Raw genomic sequence first — 25257 nt, forward strand, 5'->3', positions numbered from 1 at the left:
CCTCATCCACTGGGGCCCCGTGCCGGGCAACGCTTACTGTGCTGACTTGTTCTTCGGCGGACGACCGCGACGCTTCGGCTGGTCACTGACCAGATCATCGACGGAAAGACCCGCTTCGATCATCGCATCACGAATCTCGGCAAGCTTGCGCTCCTTGGCGATTTCTTCTTCGCGACGCTGTTCATCTTCCTCGGCTTTCTGCTCAATGACTTCATTGATGACTTCAGAAAGCTTGTGCAGTTGTTCCATGGACAACTGGCGTGCCGCTGCACGTGCGACATTCTTGTTGCGAGCGATCTTTTCCAGGGATTCTGCGGTCATCTTGCTACCTCCACCATGCGGGCGAAACTGGAATCCAATGAGGGACACGATAGTTGATTGGATGTTGCAGCAAAGTATAAGCCTTAATTGAAAGCTGACAAGCCTTGTCAAAAGCAAGGCAGTGTTGCCACAGCACCGCCCAACAAGAACCCTGCTCGAAGGCAGGGTTCTTGTGAAGGTTCATAGTGTTGTCGAGTGGATATCCCAAGCCAGCCAAGAGATTCAGATGGCGATTTCGTCAGCCACCGGTCATGTTCATGAAGCGGACGATCTGGACATCACCATCGGTCGTGAAGTGGTGACGCTCCGGCTTGAGATGCATCGCCTCGATGATGGCCGCCTTGAGAGGTTCGATATTGCCGGGGTCGCGGCGCATGATGGCACGCAGATCCAGCGAGTGCTCATTGCCCAGACATAGCAGCAGACGCCCTTCTACCGTCACTCGAACACGATTGCAGGTCGAGCAGAAGTTGTGACTGTGCGGTGAGATGAAGCCTACGCGCGTTTCACTGTCTGCCATGCGGAAATACCGGGCCGGTCCCAGACTGTCTTCCAGCGTCGGTATGAGCGCGTGATGCTCCTCTATCCGCGCCTGCACTTCATCGCTGGAACAGAACGTCTCCTCACGCCTGTGATCGGACACCTGCCCAAGCGGCATTTCCTCGATGAAGCTGATATCCAGCCCTTCCTGGCGCGCGAAGTCGACCAGAGAAACGACCTCATGATCATTGCGCCCCTTGAGCACGACAGCATTGAGCTTGATGCGAAAGCCTTCTGCCCGCGCGGCCCGAATACCGGCGATCACCTTGTCGAGATCCCCCGTACGCGTCAGGGCCTTAAAGCGCTCAGAGTCCAGAGAATCAAGACTGATGTTGAGGCGCTGCATGCCGGCGGCCTTGAGACGAGCGGCATGCTTGACCAGGCCCGCCCCATTGGTGGTCATGGAGAAATCCTTCAGCCCGTCAAGCGCGCCGATATCTTCCACCAGAGTACCGATATCGCGTCTGACCAATGGCTCACCACCGGTCAGGCGAATCTTTTCGACCCCAAGCTCCACGAAGGCACGTGCCAGCAGGGCGATTTCCTCGAGACTCAATACCTCGTCTCGCGGTAGAAATGTCATCTCCTCGCTCATGCAATAGACACAGCGAAAGTCACAGCGATCCGTCACGGAGAGACGCACATAGCGAATGCGACGCCCGAAATCATCGACCAGGGTTTCCATCAACCATCTCCCAGGGTCTGAGGTGTCACAGGAGTCAGGGAATCCTGCTTGGCAGAGTGTGTCCGAGCGCCTTCTGCCGAAGAGTGCCAGCGCTCCAGAGCATCGCGGTCACTGGAGCGCTCCTGCACCCAGTAATCGCCAGAGGCGGTATGCTCCTTTTTCCAGAAAGGCGCACGCGACTTGAGGTTGTCCATCAGAAAGTCACAACCGGCAAAGGCGGCCTGACGATGCGCGCTCGCCACCAGCACCAGCACGATATTGTCCATGGGCGCCAGGCGCCCGATGCGATGGATGATACGCGCCCCTGTCAGCGCGAAACGTTCCTGCGCTTCCACCAGCAACGCCTGCAAGCTGCGCTCCGTCATGCCGGGATAATGCTCCAGTGTCAGTGCCTGGACATCGGGGCGTTCATTGAAATCACGCACCAGCCCGGTAAAGGTCACCACCGCACCGATATCCCCCCGAGCATGGGTCAGGGCCGCCTGCTCGGCGCGAATATCGAAATCCGCTGACTGGATGCTGACCGAAAAGGCCCGATCGGCAGTCGCAAGGGGTGTCGTCATCTCAGCCTCCCGTGACGGGCGGGAAGAAAGCGACTTCATCACCGGCCTTCAGAGGATGATCATCACGCACCATGTCCTGGTTCACGGCGCACAGCACGCGCGAGTCATTGAGCGCTTCCAGCTGCGGATCACGCAGTGCCAGGGTGCGCTTGAGCCCACCTACCGTGGCATCGGCCAGGGTGGCAGGGTTGAGCGAGAGTGACTCAAGGTCGAGACGCTCACGCAGCTCGGCCAGAAACAGGATGCGCAGATTGCCGTTCACCGCCGTGACAGGCGACACGTCCTCGGATGCGACTGCCAGGGCGGCCGGCACTCCCGTCGGGGCTGGCGCCTCCTCCTGCATGGCCTCACGCTGCCAGTCACCGCTCTTGCCACCCGTCTTGGTTTCCAGCTGGATGTCGCCGATCACGATGCCCTTGTCCACCGCCTTGCACATGTCATACAGGGTCAGTGCTGCCACGGAGGCAGCCGTCAGCGCTTCCATCTCGACACCTGTGCGCCCGTTGAGGCGACAGAACACCTGTATCTCGACACAGCTGTTCACTTCATCCAGCGTGAAATCGACCGTGACCTTGGAGAGCATCAAGGCATGGCAGAGCGGGATCAGCTCATGGGTGCGCTTGGCTGCCTGGATGCCGGCGATACGCGCCGTGGCCAGCACATCTCCCTTGGGCAGGCCGCCCTCCGCCAACAAGGCCAGCGTGGCAGGCAGCATGCTGACCCGCGCACTGGCACGGGCCTCGCGCCGGGTTTCCTGCTTGTCCGCGACATCGACCATATGGGCTTCGCCGCGGGCGTTGAGATGGGTAAGGCTCATTAGCTGTCTCGTATCCGTATCAGGTCCGCCGGGGGTGGCGGTTACCTCTGTAAGCATGGGCGGTCGTCACGACAGCCCGGTAGATCCTGTTTCTTGGTCTGTCGGCGGACCGAGGATGTCGGACGACCCGCCGAACTCCGCGTTCGATCGCTCGGCCTGGCAGGCCATCATGACAGGCCACGCGTCCCCAGCCATTGCACCATGACCGGGTCGCCGGCCTGGAGGGAGGCGCAGCCTGCCGGGATCTCGATCAGACACTGCGCGGCCAGCATCGAAGTCAGAATCCCCGATCCCTGGCGGCCAGTGGTAGTCACGACCTGACGCCCCTGGTCATCGAGCGTCACCCGGCCGCGATGATAATCGACTCGTTCAGGCCGTGAGCGCAGCGTCTCGCCTGCCACCATCTGCAGACGCGGTGACTGCCAGCATGCCAGGGTCTCCGGGTGGTCTGCCGGTACCGGGCTCAGCGGACCCAGCCCCCCCAGCATGCGCAACGCCGGCAGCACGAACTGCAGATAGGTCACCATGGTGGCGACCGGATTGCCGGGCAGACCGAAGAACGGCACCTGCCGGCCTTCCTCTGCCGCCAGTGCGCCAAAGGCCAGAGGGCGCCCGGGACGCATGGCAATCCGCCACAGCGCCAGCTGGCCACAGGCCTCCAGCGCGCTGCGCACATGATCTGCCTCGCCGACCGACACGCCGCCGGAAGTGATCACCAGATCCGCCCGCGCCGCGGCATCTCGCAGGGCAATGCTCAACGCCTCGCGCTGGTCACGCAGAATGCCGAGATCCAGCACCTCGACTCCCTCGGCATGCAAGGCAGCCGTGAGGCTGAAACGGTTGGCATCATAGATGCCGCCGGCCGGCAAGGGCTCTCCCGGAGCCGTCACTTCATCACCGGTCGAGAAGATCGCCACACGCAGCGGACGATGAACGGTGAGTTCGGCCAGTCCCAGCGATGCAAGTACCCCGATGGCCGCCGGCGACAGCCATTGCCCCGCCGACATCACGTCACTGCCACGGGCGATATCCTCGCCTGCCTGACGCACATTCTGCCCTGCGCGAACGCTGCTGACGCCGTCGATCACGACCTGCTCGGCAGTCTCGGCGTCACCCGCCTGGCTATCGGCATCAAGCATTGAATCAGGCGAGGCATCGGGCGTGAAATAGTCGAGCTGCTCCTGCATGACCACACTGTCAGCCCCCGCCGGCAAGGCCGCACCGGTCGTGATGCGCAATGCCTCCCCCGGAGACAGGGCGCGCCCCGTCCAGGGGTGCCCTGCCAGCGAGCTGCCGATGACTCGGAGCTGGCATCGATCCCCCTCATCCAGCGCGCCGGCAGCCAGCGACGCGTGGGCCAGCGCGATACCGTCCATCGCGGCATTTGTCTGGGCAGGCACATCCAATGGCGATATCACCGGCTCAGCCAGAACATGTCCGACGGCCTGGGCGAGTGGCACACGCTGGGTGGGCCGTGTCGCCGCGAGCTTCGCCAGACTGCCTCCCAGCACCGCAAGCGCCTCGTCGACACTCAGCATCCGCTCACCGAATCTTGGGTCAAAGCACGACAGACTCAAGAGGCCACCTCCTGACGGGGCTGACCGCCATTCAATCGCCATTGCACCGGCCAGGCCGCCACCCAGGCCGCCAAGGCATCGATATCATCGAGGTCCAGCCGCGTCAGATCCGCGGGAAGCGCCACCGGGAATTCGCCATCGGGCTCATCAACTGGCTCATCCATTGAACCTGGCACGGCAAGTGCCCGTATCCAGGGATCATGCAAGGCCCGCAGCGGCTTGCCGACGGCCGCGCGATGCAGCTCAAGCTTGGGCAATGGCCACTGCTTGAACCCCTCGACGAGAATCAGATCCACCGCCAGCCCATCGAGCTGCGCGACAAGCTGCTCCAGATCCGCCTCCTCTTGATCAGGCGTCTCCATCATCAGCGCAAAGCGCCGGGCAGAGGCAACCAGCATGGGAGTTGCCCCCGCCGAGCGCAGGCGATGACTGTCCTTGCCCGGCGTATCCACATCAAAGGCATGATGAGCGTGCTTGATGACGGCGACTCGCAGACCACGCTCACGCAAGGCCGGCAGCAACTGTTCCAGCAAGGTGGTCTTGCCCGTGCCGCTCCAGGCGGCGATGCCCAGCAGCGGACAGGCCGAGGCGGCAAGTCTCGCCGCCCAACCGGGTGACATCGTCCCGCCGCCGGTATCAGCGGAAGAGCAAGAATGAGAGACAGTGGACGCTTCGCGCCCCATGGCATCAGTGGGCAACTCGGGCATGACGATTCTCTTGAGGTTTCCGGCGTGCTCACGACGTGATGGCCGATACGATTCGATGATTCTGATGGCATCGACCCACATGTCGGGCCCTTTTCTCTCAGCGCCGCTCATGAGGAGCGTTGGCGACATGATGAAAAAAGGGTGGCCTGTCACAACAGGCTTGCCTGTAAATCTGCAAGTCCAAGGCCAGGCATGCCTGCCGCGGCAGGACAATACGCCGCTGAATTCCAACATGTACGGCAGGTGAGCACTGACCGTGGATCATTATGACTCGCCTGGCCAGCGGAGTGGGGTCGGATGACACGCCTTGAATGCCCTGCGGCTCAGGCTCGGCAGCGGCCGCGCCGCAATGGCAATCGATGCGGGCAGTCTCAGCGGGGGCCGGATTCCATCGCTCTGCACTCATCCAGCGTATTGAGATTGGCGAAGTCTTCGGCCTTGCCCGCTTGCACCGTCAGCCAGACATGTTGCGCGAACCAGCGGTCGATCTTGCGCTCACCTGCCGCCAGGGCGGCTTCCAGTGATGGCAAAAGGCCACGGTGCAGGAGGCAGATGACGGGGTGATAGCGCTCGTCATCGGCGGCCACCGCCAGCAGCGCCGGCTCAGCCGAGGTGTCATCCCCCTGCACACGGTAGCCGGCCAGCCTGTCACCGTTGGCGTGATCTATCAGCGCCACGCTCAGGGTATCCACGAGGTCATTGGGCAGGTGCGGCACGTCGCAGGCCACCACCATCACCCACTCGGTATGCGCGGCGGCCAGCGCACTGGCCATGCCCATCAGAGGGCCGTGATAGCCCGCCTCACGGTCTTCCACCAGCGGATGACCATAGGCGGCATATTCCTGATGCGAGCGATTGGCATTGATCAGCAGCTCACCGACCTGGGGCGTGAGGCGTGCCAGCACATGCGCGATCAAGGGCACCTCATTGAGCATGACCAGTCCCTTGTCGACACCGCCCATGCGCCGGGCCTGGCCGCCGGCCAGGATCACACCGGTGATGTTGGCCGGCGTCAGCGAGGCCGCCAGCTGTTCACCACTGGCCGGCAGAGGTGTCACGCCGGGATTGGTTTGGCCATCACGAGAGGGGCCGGGGTTGGCATCAGAGTGGGGTCTGGACATGCGAGAGGGTCTCGATGCAGGCGCGGCGGACGCGCGAGAAAATTCCTCTGATCACGCAAGACACGGGAACCGACGATACCTTTCCCGTGTCGGGCTCAACCAGGCATGCGCTCAGTGTGCAGGCTAGCTTCCGCCAACGTCCAGCGTGCCGTACAGCCATGACTCAGCGCGTTGTCCTGATGCGAGGACAGAATCACCGCGCAACCCGCCTGGGACATCTGCTCGAGACGGATGGCCAGCTGCTCCACGGCGGCCTGGTCGAGATTGGCCGCTGGCTCATCCAGAAGCAGGACAGGAGGACGCGACAGCCAGGCGCGCGCCAGTGCCAGACGTGCACGCTCGCCACCGGACAGCGAGCGTGCCGGCTGACGGGCATGCTCGCTCAGACCGCTCCACTCCAGCATGGCCTCGACCTGATCGCGCTGCTCGCCGGCAGAGCGCCGTTGCGGCTGCCAGCGCGCCGCCAGCACCAGGTTGCCGGCCACGCTGGTATCAAAGAGATAGGGTTGCTGGTGCAGATAGCGTATCTGGCCGGCGGCCCCCTTCTGCCAGCGAAGCTCTCCACCGCTGGCAGGCTGCATGCCGGCCAGCACTCTGAGCAAGGTGGTCTTGCCACTGCCATTGTCTCCGCTCAGATGTACCCAGCCGCGCCTCGGGTCTGGCGTCCACTCCAGAGAGGGTATCTGCCACAGCAAGCGGCCAGGGCTCGTGGGAGCGTCAGGCAGACGATACTGCAGGTCACGCACCCACAGCAGACTTTCCTCGGCGAGGGTTCGGGGCTTTGGCACAGGCTCTGCCATAGGCTCTGCCACGGGTTCTGGCATAGCGTCTGGCACGGCGTCTGACGACGAGGTCAGCACGGCCTCATGGGGAGATTCGCCCGGCGAGGAGGATGAGGGCGAAGAGTTGAGGGGGGACATCGAAACTCCAGACGACAATTCAGACTTGCGCGATGCGGTGTTCCACGGCACGCCACTCAGACCTGTACGGCCAGCTGACCACGGCCACGCAGCAGCCCCAGCAGCAGATTGAGCACCAGGGCCAATACCAGCAGCACCATGCCCAGGGCGACCCCCTGAGCGTATTCTCCCTTGAGGGTCTCCAGGGCGATCGCGGTCGTGATGTTGCGGGTAAAGCCGGCAATGTTACCACCCACCATCATGGCGCAACCCACTTCCGCGATGATTCTACCAAACGCCGCCACCAACGCGGCCATCACCCCGAAGCGCGCCTCCATCACCAACCGCCACAACGCCGCAGGCCGGGATGCCCCCAGTTGCAATGCGGTTTCCCAGGCACGCCTGTCCACGCCAGCCAGTGCTGCATGCAGCATCACCACCAATATCGGCAGCGCCAGCAGAATCTGGCCCAGAATCATCGCTGGCTGGGTGAACAGCAGATGCCAATCCCCCAGAGGGCCTGCCCGTGACAGCAGAATGAACAGCAGCAGCCCCACCACCACGGTGGGCACGGCCATCAGGGTATTCACCAGCGAGATCAACAGCCAGCGCCCCGGGAAGGCGCAACGCACCAGCACGAAGGCGATCAGCAGAGCCGGCGGTACAGCCACCAGCATGGCCATCAGCGAGACCCGGAAAGAGACGCCGATGATTTCCCAGAGTGCGGCGTCCATGCTCAGCAGGAGGCCCATGGCCTCCTGCGTGGTATGCCAGAGCGTCACGAACGCGGCGCCGCCTGCTGGGTGGCAGTCTCACCGCCGGCTGCCTGACCTGCACCACTGCCATCCGCAGTCTTCTGGGCATCGAAACCGGTTTCACCGTGGCTGGCATGGAACAGCGCCTGCCCCTTGAGACGGAAGTCATCGATCGCCTGCTGACCCTCACGGGAAATCAGCCACTGAGCCAGCGCACGGGCGCCTTCGGTGTTCAGACCTTCATGATTGGCCGGGTTGACCAGAATCACCTGGTAGGGATTGAACAGGCGCGCATCTCCCTCCACCAGCACGGAAAGGTCGAGCTTGTCCTGCATGGCAAGCCAGGTGCCGCGGTCACTCAGGGTGTAATCCTGCAGCTCGCTGGCCATGCTCAGCACCTTGCCCATCCCCTGCCCCACGGCCTTGTATGCCGAGAAATCGGGGACGACATCGGCGCTCGCCCACAGCGACAGCTCCTTCTTGTGAGTCCCGGAGTCATCACCGCGTGACACGAAGCCGGCATTGCTCTCGGCAATTCTGGCCAGGGCCGCGTCCACGTCGGACATGCCCTCGACATTGGCCGGATCCGCCTTGGGCCCCAGCAGCACGAAGTCGTTGTACATCACGCCATGTGGCTCGATGCCATACCCGGCATCGACGAACTTGCGCTCCGCGCCCGGCGCATGCGTCATCACCAGATCCACATCGCCATCCTGCCCCATGCGCAATGCCTTGCCGGTCCCCACGGCGATCACCTGGACAGTGACATCGTTGGCCTGTTCGTATGCCGGCAACAGATTGTCCAGCAGGCCGGAATTGTAGGTACTGGTGGTGGTCGCGAGGCGGATGATGTCATCCGCAGCCTGAGCGGGCTGCAGGCTCAGCGCGCCGAGAGACAGACCGGCGATGGCACCCAGCAGATGGCGGGCGGAGAGGATGTGGCGATGCGGCATGAGGTAGCTCCCTGGCGTGTCATTATCGGGGTGATTCACGAGGGAGATGATCCTCCAGCGATGGCTGGCCATCTCCCCGCGGCAAGACATTGCAAGCAGCGTGCCCGCAAGGCCACGCTCTCGCCATTCACCTGGTTGCTTGTCCTGCACATGGCCCGCTGGCAATGCCTGGATGTCCGGGTGAGCGCCGGCGAGAATACTGACAGGATATCGCCGTCCTGCCACAAGCGGGTCATCTTGACCCACCCGTGAGCCTGCGCGGGACGACACGATACACTGTTCCTTCGCGCTGGCCACCCGCTCGCGGCCCTGTCTCTCGCTGCCGCGATGGCACCATGCGCGAGCCTCTGGACCTCGCTTCACCCGACACCGTGGTGACTGTGGCCGCGCCGGGCGAAAGCGAATGCCGAGAGAATCGCAAGATCGAGAGAATGGCTAGATAAAGTACCGTGCGCCGCGCGACAATGAGCGAACGAACGCCACCCTGACACGCCATACCCGTATGACCATCGCCCCGATGCACGCCACGCATGATAGAGGAACGCCATGACCGTCCACGCCACCTCTCCCGCACGGGAGGCGCGTCGCGCCACGAACGACCAGGCTTTGCCGACCGCATCGGTCCTGATCGTCGATGACGAGCCGGGCATGCGGCGTTACCTGGAAAAGGCGCTGGCATCCCGCTTCGCGATGATCGAAGCCGTCGAAAGCGTCGAGCAGGCCGAATCACTGCGCTCGCGCCTGCATTTTGATCTCATCCTGCTCGACATCCGCCTGCCGGGACGTGATGGCCTTGAGTGGGAGGAGGCCCTGTCACCGTCATCGGTCAGCGACGTCATCTTCATGACGGCCTATGCCGATCTCGATACCGCCGTACGTGCCCTGCGCGCAGGTGCCAGTGATTTCATCATCAAGCCGTTCCGCCTCGAACAGCTGCACGCCGCGATAGACCGCTGCCTCGAACGCCGCCAACTGGCACGCGAGAACTTCCTGCTGCGTCGCGACAATGCACGCCACCAGGGTGAGGAGGCCAGCCTGCAGGGCGAGACCCCCGGCATGCAGGAACTCGCGCAGATCATCGCGCGCGTCGCGCCGGCCCCCTCTCCCGTGCTGATACTCGGGGAATCCGGCACCGGCAAGGAGCTGGCGGCACGCGACCTGCACCGCCTCTCCGGACGGCGCGGTGCCTTCGTACCGGTCAACTGTGGCGCCATCAGTCCGGAACTTCTGGAGAGCGAGCTTTTCGGTCACCTCAAGGGGGCCTTCACCGGCGCCCACCGCGGACGTGATGGGCTGTTCAGCTTCGCCGATGGCGGCACCCTGTTCCTGGATGAAATCGGCGAGATGCCGCTGACCATGCAGTCCAGGCTGTTGCGGGTACTGGAAACCCGACGCGTGCGCCCAGTGGGCGGTGAGCAGGAGCAGGCCGTCGATGTGCGCATCGTGGCCGCCACCCATCGCACGCTCGAGACGGAGGTCGCGGCGGGTCGCTTCCGGGAAGACCTCTACTACCGCTTGAACGTGCTCAGCTTGCGGCTGCCGGCACTGCGGGATCGCCCCGCGGACATTCCTGCCCTGGCCCTGCATTTCTCTCGACAGCTGTCGCGCGAACTGGGACTGCCCGAGGTCCCCTGGGATCACACCGACCTTGCACGCCTGTGTCGCTATGCCTGGCCCGGCAACGTGCGTGAATTGAAGAATGTCATCGAGCGCGCGCTGCTGCTGGGACGCCTGCCCGGCGATGCCCTCCCGGCCTCTGGCACCTCTCTCACGTCTGGCCATGCCGCGATGCCCGGCGCCTCGGATGCACCAGGTAACGCTGCCGCTCCCCATGCGGGGGGGGAGGCCGACAGCGAGGCTTCACACGGCTATCCGCTGGAGTGGTCGCTGGATCGTGTGGAACAAGCGCATCTGCGTGCAGTACTGGAGCATCACGCCAACAACAAGTCCGCTGCCGCACGTCAGCTGGGCATCTCGCGCAAGACGCTGGATCGCAAGCTGACCCACTGGCGCGCCGAGGCCGAGAGCGCCATGCCTGACCGCGACTCGTCTCACCGCTCGGCTGATGACCCTGCATGATCCAGCGCCTGCGCCATTACCTTGCCGGCTCGCTGCGCCGCCGCTTGCTGGTGCTGACGCTGGCCCCGCTGCTGCTGCTGCTGCTGGCGCTGGTCGGCCTGACCGCCTACTGGACCACCGCCTACACCGACCGCCAGCTGTACATGAACGTGCGCAGCGATCTCGATGTGGCAAGCCGCACGCTGCAACGTCAGCACCAGCGGCTTCGTGACGGCCTGGAAACCCTGCGCCGCAACCTTCGCCAGTCCACCACGCTGCCAGGCCCGTCCTCAACATCGACCGAGACACTGGCGCCTCGTCTGAAGGCGTTGCGTGAGACCCTCAACGCCGATTGGCTCCGCTGGCTGCCAGCGGAGCAGCTCGGACAGACGCCCGGTGTCGCCGCCCTGGTTCCGCGTCTGCGCCAGGGCGAGAGTCTGGATGGCCTCGACATGCTCAGCGGCGATTCGCTGGCATCTCTCGACCCCTTGCTGGCAGAGCGAGCCCGCCTGGCCCTGCGCCGGACCCCCCATGCACAACCCAGCGCGCGGCGTGAGGAAACGCGCGGCATGCTGCTGCGTGCACTGGTGCCGATCATGGATTCACGCGGGACGCTCGTGGGCGTGCTTGATGCCGGGCGGCTGCTCAATCGTGACCCGAACCTGGTGGATGAGATCCGCGATCTCCTCTACGGCCCGGGGACGCTGCCGCTGGATGGCACAGGCACCATCACCCTGTTTCTGGACGATGTCCGAATTGCCACCAACGTGACTGACAGCACCGGTGAACGCGCACTCGGCACGCAGGCCTCGCTCGAAGTGACCCGTCAGGTCATCGGTGAGGGGCAGCGCTACGTCAATCGCGCCTTCGTGGTACGCGACTGGTTCGTTGCCGCCTATGCGCCTCTGGATTCTCTGGACGGCCAGCGGATCGGCATGATCTACGCGGGCTACCCCCAGGCACCCTACGTGCGACTCTACCGGGAGACATTGGTCCACATCAGCCTGGTACTGCTGGCGGTCAGCCTGTTGGGAGTTCTGCTGGTCTGGGGCGGGGTCGAGCGCCTGATGCGCCCCATTCGCCAGATACGCCATGTGGTGCATGCCGTTCGCGATGCACCCTCCAGTGATGGGCTGCGCATCGGGCCGCTTGCCTCGCTTGGCCCCGAACAGCGTCGCGGTGATGAGCTGGATGAGCTGGCGCAGGAATTCGATACCATGCTGGCGCGGCTGGAGGCGCACCGCAGCGAGATTCAGGCGGCCGCCAATACCCTGGAAGCCCAGGTCGAGGACCGCACGCGTGACTTGAGCGCACAGACGAACACGCTGCGCGAGCGCAGCCAGGCACTGGAGGAGCATGTCCGCCTGTTGCGCGAAGCACGCGCGAAGCTGTTGACCCGCGAGAAGCTGGCAGCACTCGGGGAACTCACGGCAGGCATCGGGCATGAGATCAACAATCCCGCCGCCGTCATCCTCGGGCATGTCGAGTTGATCGAAGTCATTCTCGGCGACCAGGCAGACCCCGTACGCGAGGAAATCGCGACCATCATCCATCAGGTGGAACGGATTCGCGCGCTGGTCGACAACCTGCGCCAGTATGCACGTGACCCACATCAGGCGAGCCACCACGGCGCACAAGCAGAGCTGCCGGGCGAGACGCTCCCCACCACGCTTAGCCCCCCGAACCTCAGCCAGATTCATCCAGATGAGGCCATCCATAGCGTCGAAGTACTGGTACGCCATGCGCTGGATCATCACGGACACAGATTGACGCATGAGCTCTCGGCGACACGTCAGATCGAGGCCGACCGCGCCCAGCTGACACAGGTGCTGGTCAACCTGCTCATCAATGCCATCGAGATGGCACCCGGACCGGACACGCTATGCATCACCAGCGCCGATCGGGACGCGACGCTCGCCGGTGTGGAGGAGGATCATTCGCCGGTGATGACAGGAGACCCCGGCGGTGAGGTCGTGGCCGGCATCGAGATCCGGATCATCGATCATGGCAATGGCGTCCCGGAACACCTCAGGGAGCGCATCTTCATCCCTTTCTTCACCACGCGCGCCAACGGCTCCGGCATCGGTCTGTCGGTCTCGTCCGGGTTGATCACGCAACTGGGCGGACGACTGTGGCTGGAAGAGACGCCCGGGGGCGGCGCGACCTTTTGCCTGTGGCTGCCTTGCATCGCGCGGCGTCACCACGAAGACAACCAGGGCCGACACCTGCTCGAGACCCTGAGCGCCGGTGGCAGCAGCCGTGCCAGTTGATCCCCCTGCCCTGCCATCCACTGACCGGAGCCTTTGCCATATGCCATCGGCCAATTCGACTCCCTCTCCAGCCCGCCAGACCTCGACGGCATCCACCGATGAGCCACAAGCCCGTCACGCGAACACGTCGCCGACGCTTGGCCAGCGCCTGCGCATCCTGCGCACCCGCCACGGCCTGTCTCAACGCGAACTCGCCAAGCGCGCCAACGTGACCAACTCGACCATTTCCCAGGTCGAACAGGATGCCGTCAGCCCCTCTGTCAGCTCGCTCAACAAGATACTCGATGTCTTCCCCGTCTCGCTCAGTCACTTCTTCAGCGACGAGCCCCCCGAGGCGCCTGCGCGAGTGCTGCGCCGTGAGGAGCATGCACCATGCGAGGAAAGCCCCGCTGACACGCGACTGCGCAAGATTCCCGACTGGCCTGATGCCTCAGGGCAGCGTCGTCAGAAACCGCAGGTCACGCTGGGGAGGCTTGAAGACCAGGACAGCGTCAGCCTGCAGGCAAGCCATGACAGCCTCTTGCTCGTCACCCGCGGGCAACTGCGCATCGAGCTGCCGGCGGAAGCGCTCGATACCCACCTCAGATCCGGAGATGCCGTGCGGCTGCAGGCCGGAGAGCGCTACCGACTCCACCATGCCCAGGCGCAAGATGCTGATGGGTCTGAACCACTGGACGAGGAAACCCCGACAGCCAGTCACTGGTCATGCATCGCCAGCGCGGGATAAACCGAAGGAGCCCCCTTTCTTCCCAGCGAGCCACGCATCAATCAAGAATGCCCCTCTTTCCTGTCAGTACCGCGACACGAAAGAGGGGCATTCATCAGAACCGCGATTCACCTGGGCATCCGCTCACTCGACAGGCCGTGAGGGTTCACTCCCCCTCTTTCGCCGGGGGCAGCACCAGATTGAGCACGATCCCCAGAATGGCCGCCAGGCTGACGCCCTGCAGCGTGAACTGGCCACCACCGACCTGCATGCCGCCAATCCCGAAGACCAGAATCAAGGACGCGATCACCAGATTGCGCGGCGCGGTAAGCGAGTCACCGGCACGCACCAGGGTGTTCATCCCCACCACGGCGATCGACCCGAACAGCAGGCACATGATACCACCCATGACAGGGGTGGGAATCGTCTGCAGTACCGCCCCCACCTTGCCGATGAAGGCAAGCGAGATGGCCACGCAGGCCGCGACGGTCATGACACGCGGATTGAAATTGCGCGTCAGCATGACGGCGCCCGTCACTTCCGAGTATGTCGTGTTGGGCGGTCCACCGAACAATGAGGCCGCGCTGGTGGCCAGGCCATCTCCCAGCAGTGTCCGATGCAGTCCCGGCTTCTTCAGATAGTTCTGACGCGTCACGGAGCCGATGGCCACCATGTCACCGATATGCTCCACGGCCGGCGCGATGGCGACCGGAATCATGAACAGGATGGCGGAGAACTCGAAGGTAGGAGCGGTGAAGCTTGGCAGGGCCAGCCACGCCGCCTCCGCCACAGGCGACAGGTCGATCACCCCCATGGCCAGTCCCAGCAGATAGCCGGTGATGATCCCGCCGAGAATCGGGATGAGGCGCCACAGTCCGCGACCGAAGATCGACAGTACCAGGGTGACGGCAAGACTCACCAGCGAGAGGGTCAGTGCCTGTCCATGAGAAATGGTGTCACTGAATTCCCCCGTGGCCATCTGGACGGCGGTCGGTGCCAGCGCCAGTCCGATCACCATGATGACAGGCCCCACCACCACGGCAGGCAACAGGCGATGCACGATGCCGACGCCCTTGAGACGAATGCACTGCGCCAGCAGCACATAGACCAGTCCGGCAACGAACAATCCCCCCATGGTGGCGGGAATGCCGAAGTTGGCGACCGAACTCTGGATGGGAGCGATGAAGGCGAATGACGAGGCGAGAAAGACCGGCACGCTCGCCTTGGTGACGCTCTGGAAGACCAGCGTCCCGACCCCTGCCGTGAACAGCGCGACGTTGGGATCAAGGCCAGTCAGCAACGGCACCAGCACCAACGCACCGAAGGCCACGAAGAGCATCTGTGCTCCCGTGATCAGCGTCGCCAGCGTGAAAGGCTCCTTCTCAGGAGTCTGGAGAGCATCATGAGAGGCAGAGGAAGCGGAGTCCGGGGCTTGAGAAGACGACATGGCGGAAGATTCTATTCAATGAACTGACGAAGGAAGGCCTCATCCTGACTGCTCAGACAGGTAAGGCAGATACAAAAACGCCCCACGCAAGGCGTAGGGCGTCGAGAGCTCAGGCGAGGCGCTTAGCGCGTGCCGAAGATCTTGTCACCGGCGTCACCAAGACCCGGGACGATGTAGCCATTCTCATCAAGACGATCATCGACGGAAGCCGTGAAGATCTCGATGTCAGGATAGGACTCCTGCACCTTGGCGATGCCTTCCGGTGCCGCAACCAGCACGATCACCTTGATCTGCTGGCAGCCCTTGGCCTTCAGCATGTCCAGCGTGGCGATCATGGAACCGCCGGTCGCCAGCATCGGGTCGATGACGATCGCCAGACGCTCATCGAGATCCGAGACGAACTTCTCGAAGTACGGTACCGGCTCGAGGGTTTCCTCATCACGGTACAGCCCCACCACGCTGATGCGCGCGCTGGGAATCAGGTCCGTCACCCCTTCCAGCATGCCGAGACCGGCACGCAGGATCGGCACGATGGTCACTTTCTTGCCCTTGATGCTCTGGACGTCCAGCTCGTTGCCGCTCCAGGCGTCAATGGTGGTAGTTTCCAGCTCAAGGTCCTGGGTTGCCTCATAGGTCAACAGCTTGGCGACCTCACTGGCCAGCTCACGGAAGCTCTTGGTGCTGATGCCTGCTGCACGCATCAGGCCGAGCTTGTGCTGGACCAGTGGATGATTGATGGCATGGACGCTCATGGAAATACCTCTTGGGACAGAAGATGGTGCTCATGATTGCGCAGCACTACCCCGCCAGCGAGGGACGATGGCAGGCAGAGAGGCTGGCAAATTGGGCGTATTCTAGCCGAGCAGGACTTTGATGTTAAGCGCACCCGACATCGTCACGGGCGAGGCGGTCAAGAAAATCGCCGACGGCTGAACAGTAATCAGGGTAATCGAAGCGCTCAGCCAGAATCTGACGCGCACGTCGGCCCATTTCACACCGAAGCTCAGGACTGGCGATCCATTTATCAAGCACTTCTGCTGCTGCCACTGGCGATATCACCCTGGCCGCAACGATGGCATCCTCGTCAGGCGAATAGACCCTGACCTCTGGCCCGACGAAAGCGGGATCATGCTCTGCAAGTTCACCTATGGATTTGATGGTGGGAAGCACGGCGCCATTCTCTCCCGCGATGACCTGCTCCGGCAGCCCATCGACATTGCCGACGATGGTCGGCACGCCATGCGCCAAGGCTTCCTGCACCACGTTACCGAATGGCTCACGCCAGGAAGGGCAGATGAAAGCATCCAGCGTGCAATAGAATTCCGACATCTCCTTGACCGCGCCATGAAACGTCACGACATCGGCCAGCCCCCACCTTGTCACCAGTGCTTGCAAGGGGGGTCGCAAAGGCCCGTCTCCCGCGATATGCAGCTCCACATTCGCATGGGTTTCCCGCAGCAATCTGATGGTCTCGAGCGCCACGACAGGCGCCTTGAGTGCCGTCAGTCGACCGGCAAACCCCAACCGGAAGACGTCGCCGTCATGGGTTGCCGTCACCTGCGGTAGCGACATGGCATTGCGTGCCACAAGCGCCGGGCACTCCTCTGATAGACCAAGCTTCAGCTGGAGCATGCGCAGTGATGCATGGGAATTGCAGATGACGCCGGACCAGCGTTCCACGTAGCGCTGGATATCGGGAGCCGGCTCGATGAACCAGGCGCTGCCTCTCTCGAAATGCACGATGGGTACGTCATTTGGGAGAGCAATGGGGAAGTTGCGATATTTATTCCAGATGACCAACTGCTCAAGCGTCAATGATTTCAGCAATTTCCGCTGATACGTAGAACGCAACCATGGAATCTGCCTGGGAAGATTGATGCCACGAGGTCCCTTGACGGAATGAATTCGCCAGAAATGATCACTCAATTCTTCTTGTACGATAGGGTGGATTCGATCGGTCATCGGAAGGACATGATAATCATTTCCGGCTTCCAGCATGGTAGTGAAGAAGCGTGAAAAGTGACGTTCCACTCCGCCCAGATTTCTCAGGCTGACGAGATGACCTATCTTCGGCTGACTTCCCATGGCGCTCCTTCTATGTGAATGCGTCCCTATCGGAAGCCAACATTATCACAACGGAAACATCAGCACCGCGCCATGCCTGACATCCCCGATGACTCACCTGCCCTCTCATGAGAGGATGAGTCCACACCCAACCTCCGACAATCATTGCTCAAGAAGGATACCCAAAATTGGCAAAGTCCTGTGCATAGAGGATGGCCAACTTCTCTCGCGTGGCAGACGCCATACTTTCCTGAGCCACACGACAGCGGACATCCCCCTTGTTGCGATGAGCAATGGAGGAATCGATACCCAGCTTCTCAGCGACAATCTTGAAGTCCTGATCCAGCGTCTCGAAATGTCCCAGGAAATCCACCATCAACCTGTCATCTGCCGACATGATGAAAGAAGATTGAGAGTGGAATAACAGATGACTGCGAAAAGCACCTTGCCAGAGCCCGTTTTCCACAAAGTCATCAAAGCCACGATACTTTGCGAGTGAGGCTGCCACGCGACTGTCCTCAGGCCCCTGATTCCCACCCTTCAATATATAATGGTATGCGGAAAAAGCGCGATCATAGGGATTTCGCACAAAGGAGAACTTGAAGTAATTATTGAATTTCTTGCTATCTGCTTTTTTATAAGTTTGCCAGGAAACATGATCTCGGCCTTTTTCACTCTTCTTTCCCAATGCGGCTAGAACCGAGGTCCCGGCGGCCTTGGGAATATGTATGAAAATACATTTGTTGCGATCAAAGTGTTTACGATAAGGGAATTCGTGCTTCAACCACATGACAAGCCTCATACATAGATTGCGAATGATCCATCACCTTGCCGCAAAAGTAGGCAAACAATACGCATTTTTCGTGTACATACCGTCAAAAAAAGGAAGAAGTAGATCATGCGCCAGCGCAATGTTACAGTACATGGAAATAGACTTACGGTGTGACCATCAGCCATGCTCCATATTTTTATATCGTGCGATGAAAACTATGCGCCTCATCTAGCCACGACTATCATGTCCATACTTGATAACTGTCAAAAGCCAGAAGCGCTGAGCTTCATCATTGGTGATGGAGGACTGTCGTCCGACACCATTTCCAGATTGCACGCAATGATCGCGCCCTACCAGTCACAGATCACCTTTACTTACCTGCACGAGAGCAAGTTTGAAGGACTGGAGATCAAACGTTACGGGCTTTCCATCTATTTCAGATTATATCTGAGTGAGGTCATCGACCCTTCCATTCAACATATCGTATGCATTGATTGCGATACTATCGTCGTGGACGATATCACGACGATCATGGATGACCTGCCGACCCAGGACTTCACGCTGGCCGCTGTGGAGAATATTGGCCGATCTCCTTATAAATCATTGGGCCTGGAGAAAGGCAAATACTTCAACTGCGGCTTGATGTTGATCAACATGCCTCGCTGGAAGGAATATAATATTGGCGAGAGGGCATTATATTTCTTGAGAAAACACCCCGAACTCTGTCTATACCCTGAACAATCCGCACTGAATAAAATTCTCGACGGCCAATGGACACAATTACCGTTGGTCTGGAATGCTCAACGTCCTGCTTACAAGATTCTTGAGAAAAGAATGGATGAACAGCATAGAGCAGAACATGAGTTCCTGGAGTCCATCAAGAAACCCAAGATGATTCACTACATGGGAAAAGGCAGCAAGCCTTGGGAGTATGGCTCACTGCATCCATTGAAGGATGTTTACTTTTATTATAGAGCCAAGACGCCATGGGCCTCTGGCAATATCGTCAACAACAAGACACTCAAGAAATCCATTCTGTCTTATATTGAATTGCAGAAGTTATACAAGTACCACAAGAGAAGATCCATGAGCCAGGAGTTGCTTGACGCTCATCGATAACGATTTCCTTGAATGGCATCTCTCGGAGATGCCATTCAATTCATCATCATGGCCGCCTCTTGATTACCGCTTGTCCACTACCTCGGCAATGAAGTCACCAATCCCCTGGCAGTACCGTTGCTGACAGAAATCTCGTGCGATGATATCGCGGGCGACCGTCCCCATCTCTCTCCGCTGCTCCGGGCTTTCCGCCCAACGCTGCAGGACATCGGCAATGGCGGCCGAGTCCAGGACATGCGCCTGCACGATGGCATCGCGCTCGGGTGAATAGACTCTGTCCGGCCCCTGGACGAAGTCTTCTCCATAACGGGCGAGCTCACCCTTCGGGCGTCCGGGTGTCAGCACCTCACCATTGAGGCCGGAGGTGATCTGCTCCGGCAATCCATCGACATTGCCGACGATCGCAGGCACTCCATGCGCCAGGGCTTCCTGCACCACATTGCCGAACGGCTCGCGCCAGGAAGGACAGATGAAGGCATCGAGGGAAGAATAGAATTCACTCATGTCACTGAGCAGGCCACAGAAGCGGACACTGTCTTCAAGCCCCCACTCGATGACCAATGACTTGAGAGCCGCCTCCAGCGTCCCCGTACCAGCGATCCAAAGCTCAGCATGGGGCACACTGACCTTGAGATCTCGCAGCGCCTCGATGGCAATCACTGGCGCCTTGAGGCCGGTCAGGCGTCCTGCAAAACCGATTCTGAATCGCGAAGCCGGATGCGTGGATGCCTTCTCGGGCAGCACGATGGAATTGCGCACCACTTTGCAGGGCAAGGTGTCACGGATGCCGAGCGACAATTGCAACATGCGACTGGCGGCATGGGAGTTGCAGATGATGCCATCGAGCCTCGAGAGGTAATCCTCGACCTCGGGGGTAGGCTCCACGAACCAGGCAGCGCCATGCTCGTAATGGATGAGGCTGATGTGCTCAGGAAAATGCAGAGGATGGTGACGCAGCTTGTTCCACACCACGATTGCCTGCATCTCTTCATCATCGAGCAATCGCGCCTGGCAGTTATCCCGCAGCCAGGGGAGCTGACGCGGGATCTTGATACCGAGATAGCGCTTTATATCGTGCACGCGACCTGGAAAGTCCGCATAGACGGACTGCAGCATCGGATGAATCTCGGGGGTCTGCAACAGCACATGATGATCACGCTCATTAGCGGCCATGCGATAGAAATTGGTGAAGGTGCGCTCGGCCCCTCCCAGGTTCTTGAGACTGATCAGATGACCCGCGCGAGGTCCTTGCAATGTCGGATGCGTCAATGTGGTTTCTCGTCTTCACTCTCAGGTATCAAGCAGTGGCAGCTGCCAATCTATCGGCACATCGCCACGTGCCTCCAGCCAGGCATTGGCCTGTGAGAAGTGACGAGAACCGAAGAATCCGCGGTGCGCTGCGAGAGGCGACGGATGCGGAGCGTGGAGTACCAGATGCTTCTGGCGATCCACGGCCCCCGCCTTCTTCTGGGCATGACTGCCCCAGAGCAGGAAGACGACACCCTCGCAGTGCTGGTTGATCACGTCGATGGCGCGGTCGGTGAACTGCTCCCAACCTTGCTTCTGATGCGAGGCGGCCTTGCCCTGCTCGACCGTCAGCACGCTATTGAGCAGCAACACCCCTTGCTCCGCCCAGCTTTCGAGGAAGCCGTGATCCACAGGTTCGACCCCGACATCGGCAGCCAGTTCCTTGTAGATGTTCTTCAGTGAGGGCGGCGGGCGCACGCCGGGGCGTACCGAGAAGCAGAGGCCATGTGCCTGGTCCGGCCCGTGATAGGGGTCCTGTCCCAGGATCACGACCTTGACGTTGCTCAGCGGGGTCAGCCAGAAGGCGCGAAACCAGTCCTGCGAGTGCGGGTAGATCACCTTGCCGGCATCTTTCTCGGCGCGCAGGAAGGCCTTGAGCCGCTGCATGTACTCGGCATGGAATTCCAGCCCGAGATGCGCCTGCCAGTCGGCAGGCAGCACCTGGGAGCTACCGGAGGTGGCAGTCTCCAACGGCATGTCAGCTGTCGCTCTCTTGCTTCTTGAGCTGCTCGGAGATCGGTTCGACGTAGGCGATTCCCATGTCCCACGGGAACTGGATCCAGCAGTTCTGCGGCACTTCGGTGATGAAGTCATCGACCAGCGGACGGCCTTCCGGCTTGGCGTAGACGGTCACGAAATGGGCCTTGGGCAACATGTCGCGCACGGCACGTGCGGTGTTGCCGGTGTCGACGAGGTCATCGACCAGCAGCCAGCCGTCACCGTCATGATCGACGCCCTTGACCACTTCCAGACCACCCTGCTCCATGTGGTCGTGGTAGCTCTTGATGCACACGGTGTCGATATGGCGGATGCCCAGTTCACGGGCGATCAGGCCAGCCGGGATCAACCCACCACGGGTGATGGCGATGATGCCCTTGTAGTCACGACCGATCAGGTCATGACAGAGCGCGCGCACGTCGCGGTGCAGCTGGTCCCAGGAGACGATGAAATGGTCGTGATAGCGTTCGGAAGACATGTGGGTCACTCGCAATGACGGAACAGGAACAAAGCATGGTGGCTGGCGTGCCACCCTACAAGGGACAGATCGCGCCGGTGTGAAACGACACTGCCGGCGACGACGATATCGGACGTTGTCTGCAACGACGATGGCCCTGCCAGAAGACAGGGCCATCGTCGTTGCGCAGGCTTACTCGGCTTCGGTAAAGCTGCAGGCGGCGAAGACGCTGTGGCCTTCCTCGCGGATCTTGGCGGAACCTCCCAGCTCCGGCAGGTCGATGATCGCGGCGGTCTCCACCACGATACCGCCGGTGCGCTCGATCAGCTTGCAGGCCGCCAGCATGGTGCCACCGGTGGCGATCAGGTCATCCATCACCAGGATGCGATCGCCTTCACGGAACGCATCGGAATGCAGTTCGACGGTAGACTCACCGTATTCCAGCGTGTAGGTCTCGCTGATGGTCTTGAACGGCAGCTTGCCCTTCTTGCGCACCGGCACGAAGCTGCAGCCCAGCTCATAGGCCAGCGGTGCACCGATGATGAAGCCGCGTGCATCGATGGCGGCGATGGCGTCGATCTCCATCTCCTGATAGCGGTGCACGAAGGAGTCGATCAGCTTGCGGAACGCGGCGGAATTCTGCAGCACCGGCGTGATGTCACGGAAGTTGACACCCGGCTGGGGCCAATCCGGCACGGTGCGGATGACAGACTTGATGTAGTCGCTGTAGATGCTCATTAAAGGGCTCCGTCGAGGAACAGGTATTTGCAGGCAAACAGGACGGCGAGAATCACCAGCCCCGGGCTCAGATCACGATAGCGGCCAGAGAACAGCTTGATCACGGCGTAGCTGATGAAGCCCAGTGCGATCCCGTTGGCAATCGAGTAGGTCAGTGGCATCACCAGGGTGGCGATCACCACTGGCGCGGCTTCGGTAATGTCATTCCAGTCGATGCGCGCCAGGCCACCTGTCATCAGGCAGGCGACATAGAGCAGCGCACCCGCGGTGGCAAAGGCGGGGATGGAGGTGGCCAGCGGTGACAGGAACAGGCTGACGAGAAACAGCCCCGCCACGACCACCGCGGTCAGTCCTGTGCGTCCGCCTGCCGCCACACCGGTGGCAGATTCGATATAGCTGGTGACATTCGAGGTCCCCATCACCGAACCGGCCATGGTCGCGCTGGAGTCTGCCATCAGGGCACGACCGAGACGCGGCAGGTGGCCACGCTCGTTGGTGAGTCCCGCCTGCTGGGACACGGCGATCAACGTGCCCGAGGTATCGAACAGATCGACGAACAGGAACGCGAAGATGATCGACACCATGCCCAGGTTGAAGGCACCGGCGATGTCGAGCTGTGCGAATGTCGGCAGCATGCTAGGCGGCATCGAGGCAAGGCCATGGAAGTCATTGTTGCCGGTCAGGGTCGCCAGCAGCGTCACCACCAGGATGCCGATCATCACGGCGCCGATCACCTTGCGGTAGGACAGCGCGACGATCAGGAAGAATGACAGCAGCGCATACAGGGCTGCCGGCGAGGACAGATCACCCAACGTGACCAGGGTGCCCGGTGCATCAACGACGATGCCGCTGCCCTGCAGCGCGATGATCGCCATGAACAGGCCGATGCCCGCGGCGATGCCCGTCTTCAGTGAGGCCGGAATGGCGTTGATGATCCACTCCCGGATCTTGAAGGCGGAGAGCAGGAAGAAACTCACCCCGGACAGGAAAACCGCACCCAGCGCGATCTGCCAGGGAACGCCCATCTGCCCCGCCACCGTATAGGTGAAGAAGGCCGTCAGGCCCATGCCGGGTGCCAGCGCGATCGGGTAGTTGGCGTAGAGCCCCATGATCAGGCAGCCAAGGGCAGCTGCCAGACAGGTCGCCACGAAGACGGCGCCGTGATCCATGCCGGTGGAGGCCAGCATCGAGGGGGCAACGAAGATGATATAGGCCATCGCCAGGAAGGAAGTGAATCCGGCGATGACTTCGGTACGCACATTGGTACCGTGCTCCGAGAGCTTGAAGAGACGTTCCAGCATGAGGGAAACCCTTATCCTTGAGCAGTGCCTGTCCGGCAAGCCGCAGTGGTCGATGACGTTCGGGAACAGCGGATCAACACGAACTCACTCGGACAGGTATGCTGCACAGGGGTCAACCATGGCTTCCCCCTCGTTCAGCCTGCCTGAACCACGATGCCCTGCCGGTGGCAGGGCATCGAAAGGCGCAACATGGTACCCAAAGGTCTGCAGCGAATCGAGCATTGCAGGCATATTTCCAGACCGGTCAGACGGGTTCTGGCGTCCTGCCAGCGAATTGACCCCGCAGGAAGCCTGCAAGCCTCATGCCAGCCGTGAGGCCATGACTCGCTCCACCGTCTCGACGATGGCCTGGGTCTGGGGGTCCACTTCGAGATTGACCCGATCCCCCACCGCGCGCTCACCCATCAGGGTGCGCTCAAGGGTTTCCGGTATCAGATTGACGCAGAAACGCGTGCCCTGGACCTCCCCGATGGTCAGACTGACACCGTCAAGTCCCACATAGCCCTTGTCGAACAGGAAACGCATCAGCTCAGCGGGAGCCTGGAACCAGATCCGGCGATTGTCGGCCGTGGCTTCAATGGCATCGAGGGTGACCATCGCCATGACGTGACCGGACATGGAGTGGCCACCGATTTCATCCCCGAAGCGCGCTGCCCGCTCGATGTTGACCCGACTGCCCACCTTGAGCTCGCCGAGGTTGGTCAGTCGCAGTGTCTCACGCATCAGATCGAAACTGGCCAGCTGACCCTCGAGTGCCGTCACGGTCAGGCAGCAACCGTTGTGCGCCACTGACGCCCCGGTTTCCAGCCCCTGCTCCAACCCCTGCGGCAACCGGACCTGATGGGTACGAAACTCCGGACGCTCTTCAATGGCGACCACTTCCGCCATGCCTTGCACGATACCGGTGAACATGCGCTTCCTTATCCTTGCACTGCTTCCCGCAGAGCGGGAACCCATGAATATGATGACAGGCCATGACACCCGGGCACTGATGACACCACGAGATCCGACATGCCGATGGGAAATCCTAGCATGTCGGACTCGATGCCGGCAGCCATCACGCCTCCTTCACGCCATCGAGCGAAAAGAAGATGAGCAGGCCTGCTGTCAAGGGTTGGCCTTGCGCCACGGGGCTGGCAAGGCGTCCTGCGTGTAAGACATCTCTGACAGCGAGTATCGGCAAATTGCCATATCGAACGCCAGTTCGAATAAACCGTCAACGCCAGACCAAAGTCGTTGACACCCCGAGGGTGACTGATAGAATGCGCCTCAAATCTGTTTGGCGCCGATTTGTACCCGGATTGCGGGCGCCCACTTCGAGAGTCTGTCTCCCGGGGTGCAAGTTCTGCTAAAAGGGTGTGT

At 61.3% G+C, this 25257-nt stretch carries 24 protein-coding genes; 4 read left to right on the forward strand and 20 right to left on the reverse strand.

Going from position 1 to position 25257, the window contains the following annotated elements:
- Positions 1-33 precede the first annotated feature (33 nt).
- The 10 genes from AC26AR_RS11275 to AC26AR_RS11320 form a co-directional block, all read right to left on the reverse strand.
- Positions 34-321: an H-NS family histone-like protein gene (locus tag AC26AR_RS11275; RefSeq protein WP_077374537.1), complete on the reverse strand. Its 288-nt coding sequence runs from the start codon at positions 319-321 to the stop codon at positions 34-36.
- 238 nt (positions 322-559) lie between these two features.
- Complete coding sequence (moaA, locus tag AC26AR_RS11280; RefSeq protein ID WP_488107054.1) at positions 560-1546, reverse strand: GTP 3',8-cyclase MoaA; 987 nt, start codon at positions 1544-1546, stop codon at positions 560-562.
- Positions 1546-2109 (reverse strand): molybdenum cofactor biosynthesis protein MoaE, encoded by a 564-nt coding sequence (locus AC26AR_RS11285; protein ID WP_077374541.1) that lies wholly within the window; start codon positions 2107-2109, stop codon positions 1546-1548. The genes moaA and AC26AR_RS11285 overlap by 1 nt, the downstream gene beginning before the upstream one ends.
- Before the next feature lies 1 nt (position 2110).
- Positions 2111-2926: a cyclic pyranopterin monophosphate synthase MoaC gene (moaC, locus tag AC26AR_RS11290; RefSeq protein ID WP_077374543.1), complete on the reverse strand. Its 816-nt coding sequence runs from the start codon at positions 2924-2926 to the stop codon at positions 2111-2113.
- Positions 2927-3093: 167 nt separating this feature from the next.
- Complete coding sequence (gene moeA, locus AC26AR_RS11295) at positions 3094-4464, reverse strand: molybdopterin molybdotransferase MoeA (protein ID WP_488107055.1); 1371 nt, start codon at positions 4462-4464, stop codon at positions 3094-3096.
- A gap of 35 nt (positions 4465-4499) precedes the next feature.
- Positions 4500-5123, reverse strand: coding sequence for a molybdopterin-guanine dinucleotide biosynthesis protein B (gene mobB, locus AC26AR_RS11300; protein ID WP_176504114.1), 624 nt, complete (start codon positions 5121-5123; stop codon positions 4500-4502).
- Positions 5124-5581: 458 nt separating this feature from the next.
- Complete coding sequence (gene mobA, locus AC26AR_RS11305) at positions 5582-6331, reverse strand: molybdenum cofactor guanylyltransferase MobA (RefSeq protein WP_488107056.1); 750 nt, start codon at positions 6329-6331, stop codon at positions 5582-5584.
- A gap of 95 nt (positions 6332-6426) precedes the next feature.
- A complete protein-coding gene (locus AC26AR_RS11310; RefSeq protein WP_488107057.1) occupies positions 6427-7119 on the reverse strand; it encodes an ABC transporter ATP-binding protein in 693 nt (230 codons plus the stop codon).
- Between the two features lie 188 nt (positions 7120-7307).
- A complete protein-coding gene (locus AC26AR_RS11315) occupies positions 7308-7982 on the reverse strand; it encodes an ABC transporter permease (RefSeq protein WP_205632739.1) in 675 nt (224 codons plus the stop codon).
- A gap of 26 nt (positions 7983-8008) precedes the next feature.
- Positions 8009-8938, reverse strand: coding sequence for an ABC transporter substrate-binding protein (locus AC26AR_RS11320; protein ID WP_077374553.1), 930 nt, complete (start codon positions 8936-8938; stop codon positions 8009-8011).
- 546 nt (positions 8939-9484) lie between these two features.
- Here AC26AR_RS11320 and AC26AR_RS11325 point away from each other — a divergent pair.
- From AC26AR_RS11325 to AC26AR_RS11335, 3 genes are read left to right on the forward strand one after another with little or no spacing between them, the layout of a single operon-like run.
- Entirely contained in the window at positions 9485-11017 is a 1533-nt protein-coding gene (locus AC26AR_RS11325; protein ID WP_488107058.1) for a sigma-54-dependent transcriptional regulator, read from the forward strand.
- Positions 11014-13266 carry a cache domain-containing protein gene (locus tag AC26AR_RS11330; protein WP_488107059.1) on the forward strand — a complete coding sequence of 751 codons (2253 nt, stop codon included), beginning with the start codon at positions 11014-11016 and terminating at the stop codon, positions 13264-13266. The genes AC26AR_RS11325 and AC26AR_RS11330 overlap by 4 nt, the downstream gene beginning before the upstream one ends.
- Before the next feature lie 40 nt (positions 13267-13306).
- Positions 13307-13993: a helix-turn-helix domain-containing protein gene (locus tag AC26AR_RS11335; protein WP_488107060.1), complete on the forward strand. Its 687-nt coding sequence runs from the start codon at positions 13307-13309 to the stop codon at positions 13991-13993.
- Between the two features lie 145 nt (positions 13994-14138).
- On the opposite strand, the gene AC26AR_RS11340 is transcribed toward AC26AR_RS11335, so the two are convergent.
- The 4 genes from AC26AR_RS11340 to AC26AR_RS11355 all read right to left on the reverse strand — a co-directional run bounded on the left by AC26AR_RS11340 (position 14139) and on the right by AC26AR_RS11355 (position 18273).
- Positions 14139-15419: a uracil-xanthine permease family protein gene (locus AC26AR_RS11340; RefSeq protein ID WP_279855282.1), complete on the reverse strand. Its 1281-nt coding sequence runs from the start codon at positions 15417-15419 to the stop codon at positions 14139-14141.
- A gap of 122 nt (positions 15420-15541) precedes the next feature.
- On the reverse strand, positions 15542-16171 hold the full coding sequence (upp, locus tag AC26AR_RS11345; RefSeq protein ID WP_077374565.1) for a uracil phosphoribosyltransferase: 630 nt from the start codon (positions 16169-16171) through the stop codon (positions 15542-15544).
- A gap of 124 nt (positions 16172-16295) precedes the next feature.
- Positions 16296-17504: a glycosyltransferase family 4 protein gene (locus AC26AR_RS11350; protein WP_488107061.1), complete on the reverse strand. Its 1209-nt coding sequence runs from the start codon at positions 17502-17504 to the stop codon at positions 16296-16298.
- 148 nt (positions 17505-17652) lie between these two features.
- Positions 17653-18273 (reverse strand): sulfotransferase family 2 domain-containing protein, encoded by a 621-nt coding sequence (locus AC26AR_RS11355; protein WP_167592976.1) that lies wholly within the window; start codon positions 18271-18273, stop codon positions 17653-17655.
- 165 nt (positions 18274-18438) lie between these two features.
- On the opposite strand from AC26AR_RS11355, the gene AC26AR_RS11360 reads away from it, so the two are divergent.
- Complete coding sequence (locus AC26AR_RS11360; RefSeq protein WP_488107062.1) at positions 18439-19374, forward strand: glycosyltransferase family 8 protein; 936 nt, start codon at positions 18439-18441, stop codon at positions 19372-19374.
- A 63-nt stretch (positions 19375-19437) separates the two neighbouring features.
- Here AC26AR_RS11360 and AC26AR_RS11365 read toward each other — a convergent pair whose 3' ends face one another.
- The 6 genes from AC26AR_RS11365 to AC26AR_RS11390 all read right to left on the reverse strand — a co-directional run bounded on the left by AC26AR_RS11365 (position 19438) and on the right by AC26AR_RS11390 (position 24807).
- Entirely contained in the window at positions 19438-20628 is a 1191-nt protein-coding gene (locus AC26AR_RS11365; protein ID WP_084208143.1) for a glycosyltransferase family 4 protein, read from the reverse strand.
- Positions 20629-20664: 36 nt separating this feature from the next.
- Positions 20665-21378: a uracil-DNA glycosylase gene (ung, locus tag AC26AR_RS11370; protein ID WP_488107063.1), complete on the reverse strand. Its 714-nt coding sequence runs from the start codon at positions 21376-21378 to the stop codon at positions 20665-20667.
- A 1-nt stretch (position 21379) separates the two neighbouring features.
- Positions 21380-21877 (reverse strand): xanthine phosphoribosyltransferase, encoded by a 498-nt coding sequence (gene gpt / locus AC26AR_RS11375; protein WP_077374580.1) that lies wholly within the window; start codon positions 21875-21877, stop codon positions 21380-21382.
- Positions 21878-22048: 171 nt separating this feature from the next.
- Entirely contained in the window at positions 22049-22594 is a 546-nt protein-coding gene (locus AC26AR_RS11380) for an adenine phosphoribosyltransferase (protein ID WP_077374582.1), read from the reverse strand.
- On the reverse strand, positions 22594-23895 hold the full coding sequence (locus AC26AR_RS11385; protein WP_084208142.1) for an NCS2 family permease: 1302 nt from the start codon (positions 23893-23895) through the stop codon (positions 22594-22596). The genes AC26AR_RS11380 and AC26AR_RS11385 overlap by 1 nt, the downstream gene beginning before the upstream one ends.
- A gap of 300 nt (positions 23896-24195) precedes the next feature.
- Positions 24196-24807 (reverse strand): riboflavin synthase subunit alpha, encoded by a 612-nt coding sequence (locus tag AC26AR_RS11390; protein WP_136938677.1) that lies wholly within the window; start codon positions 24805-24807, stop codon positions 24196-24198.
- Between the last annotated feature and the right edge of the window lie 450 nt (positions 24808-25257).

It is taken from the genome of Cobetia sp. PS-4MA (assembly GCF_057670765.1).

Coding starts and splice junctions, on each gene's coding strand:
- AC26AR_RS11275 (WP_077374537.1), bottom strand. CDS start 321: ATGACCGCAGAATCCCTGGAAAAGATCGCTCGCAACAAGAATGTCGCA.
- moaA (WP_488107054.1), bottom strand. CDS start 1,546: ATGGAAACCCTGGTCGATGATTTCGGGCGTCGCATTCGCTATGTGCGT.
- AC26AR_RS11285 (WP_077374541.1), bottom strand. CDS start 2,109: ATGACGACACCCCTTGCGACTGCCGATCGGGCCTTTTCGGTCAGCATC.
- moaC (WP_077374543.1), bottom strand. CDS start 2,926: ATGAGCCTTACCCATCTCAACGCCCGCGGCGAAGCCCATATGGTCGAT.
- moeA (WP_488107055.1), bottom strand. CDS start 4,464: ATGCTGAGTGTCGACGAGGCGCTTGCGGTGCTGGGAGGCAGTCTGGCG.
- mobB (WP_176504114.1), bottom strand. CDS start 5,123: ATGTCACCCGGTTGGGCGGCGAGACTTGCCGCCTCGGCCTGTCCGCTG.
- mobA (WP_488107056.1), bottom strand. CDS start 6,331: ATGTCCAGACCCCACTCTGATGCCAACCCCGGCCCCTCTCGTGATGGC.
- AC26AR_RS11315 (WP_205632739.1), bottom strand. CDS start 7,982: ATGGGCCTCCTGCTGAGCATGGACGCCGCACTCTGGGAAATCATCGGC.
- AC26AR_RS11320 (WP_077374553.1), bottom strand. CDS start 8,938: ATGCCGCATCGCCACATCCTCTCCGCCCGCCATCTGCTGGGTGCCATC.
- AC26AR_RS11325 (WP_488107058.1), top strand. CDS start 9,485: ATGACCGTCCACGCCACCTCTCCCGCACGGGAGGCGCGTCGCGCCACG.
- AC26AR_RS11330 (WP_488107059.1), top strand. CDS start 11,014: ATGATCCAGCGCCTGCGCCATTACCTTGCCGGCTCGCTGCGCCGCCGC.
- AC26AR_RS11335 (WP_488107060.1), top strand. CDS start 13,307: ATGCCATCGGCCAATTCGACTCCCTCTCCAGCCCGCCAGACCTCGACG.
- AC26AR_RS11340 (WP_279855282.1), bottom strand. CDS start 15,419: ATGTCGTCTTCTCAAGCCCCGGACTCCGCTTCCTCTGCCTCTCATGAT.
- upp (WP_077374565.1), bottom strand. CDS start 16,171: ATGAGCGTCCATGCCATCAATCATCCACTGGTCCAGCACAAGCTCGGC.
- AC26AR_RS11350 (WP_488107061.1), bottom strand. CDS start 17,504: ATGGGAAGTCAGCCGAAGATAGGTCATCTCGTCAGCCTGAGAAATCTG.
- AC26AR_RS11355 (WP_167592976.1), bottom strand. CDS start 18,273: ATGTGGTTGAAGCACGAATTCCCTTATCGTAAACACTTTGATCGCAAC.
- AC26AR_RS11360 (WP_488107062.1), top strand. CDS start 18,439: ATGCTCCATATTTTTATATCGTGCGATGAAAACTATGCGCCTCATCTA.
- ung (WP_488107063.1), bottom strand. CDS start 21,378: ATGCCGTTGGAGACTGCCACCTCCGGTAGCTCCCAGGTGCTGCCTGCC.
- gpt (WP_077374580.1), bottom strand. CDS start 21,877: ATGTCTTCCGAACGCTATCACGACCATTTCATCGTCTCCTGGGACCAG.
- AC26AR_RS11380 (WP_077374582.1), bottom strand. CDS start 22,594: ATGAGCATCTACAGCGACTACATCAAGTCTGTCATCCGCACCGTGCCG.
- AC26AR_RS11385 (WP_084208142.1), bottom strand. CDS start 23,895: ATGCTGGAACGTCTCTTCAAGCTCTCGGAGCACGGTACCAATGTGCGT.
- AC26AR_RS11390 (WP_136938677.1), bottom strand. CDS start 24,807: ATGTTCACCGGTATCGTGCAAGGCATGGCGGAAGTGGTCGCCATTGAA.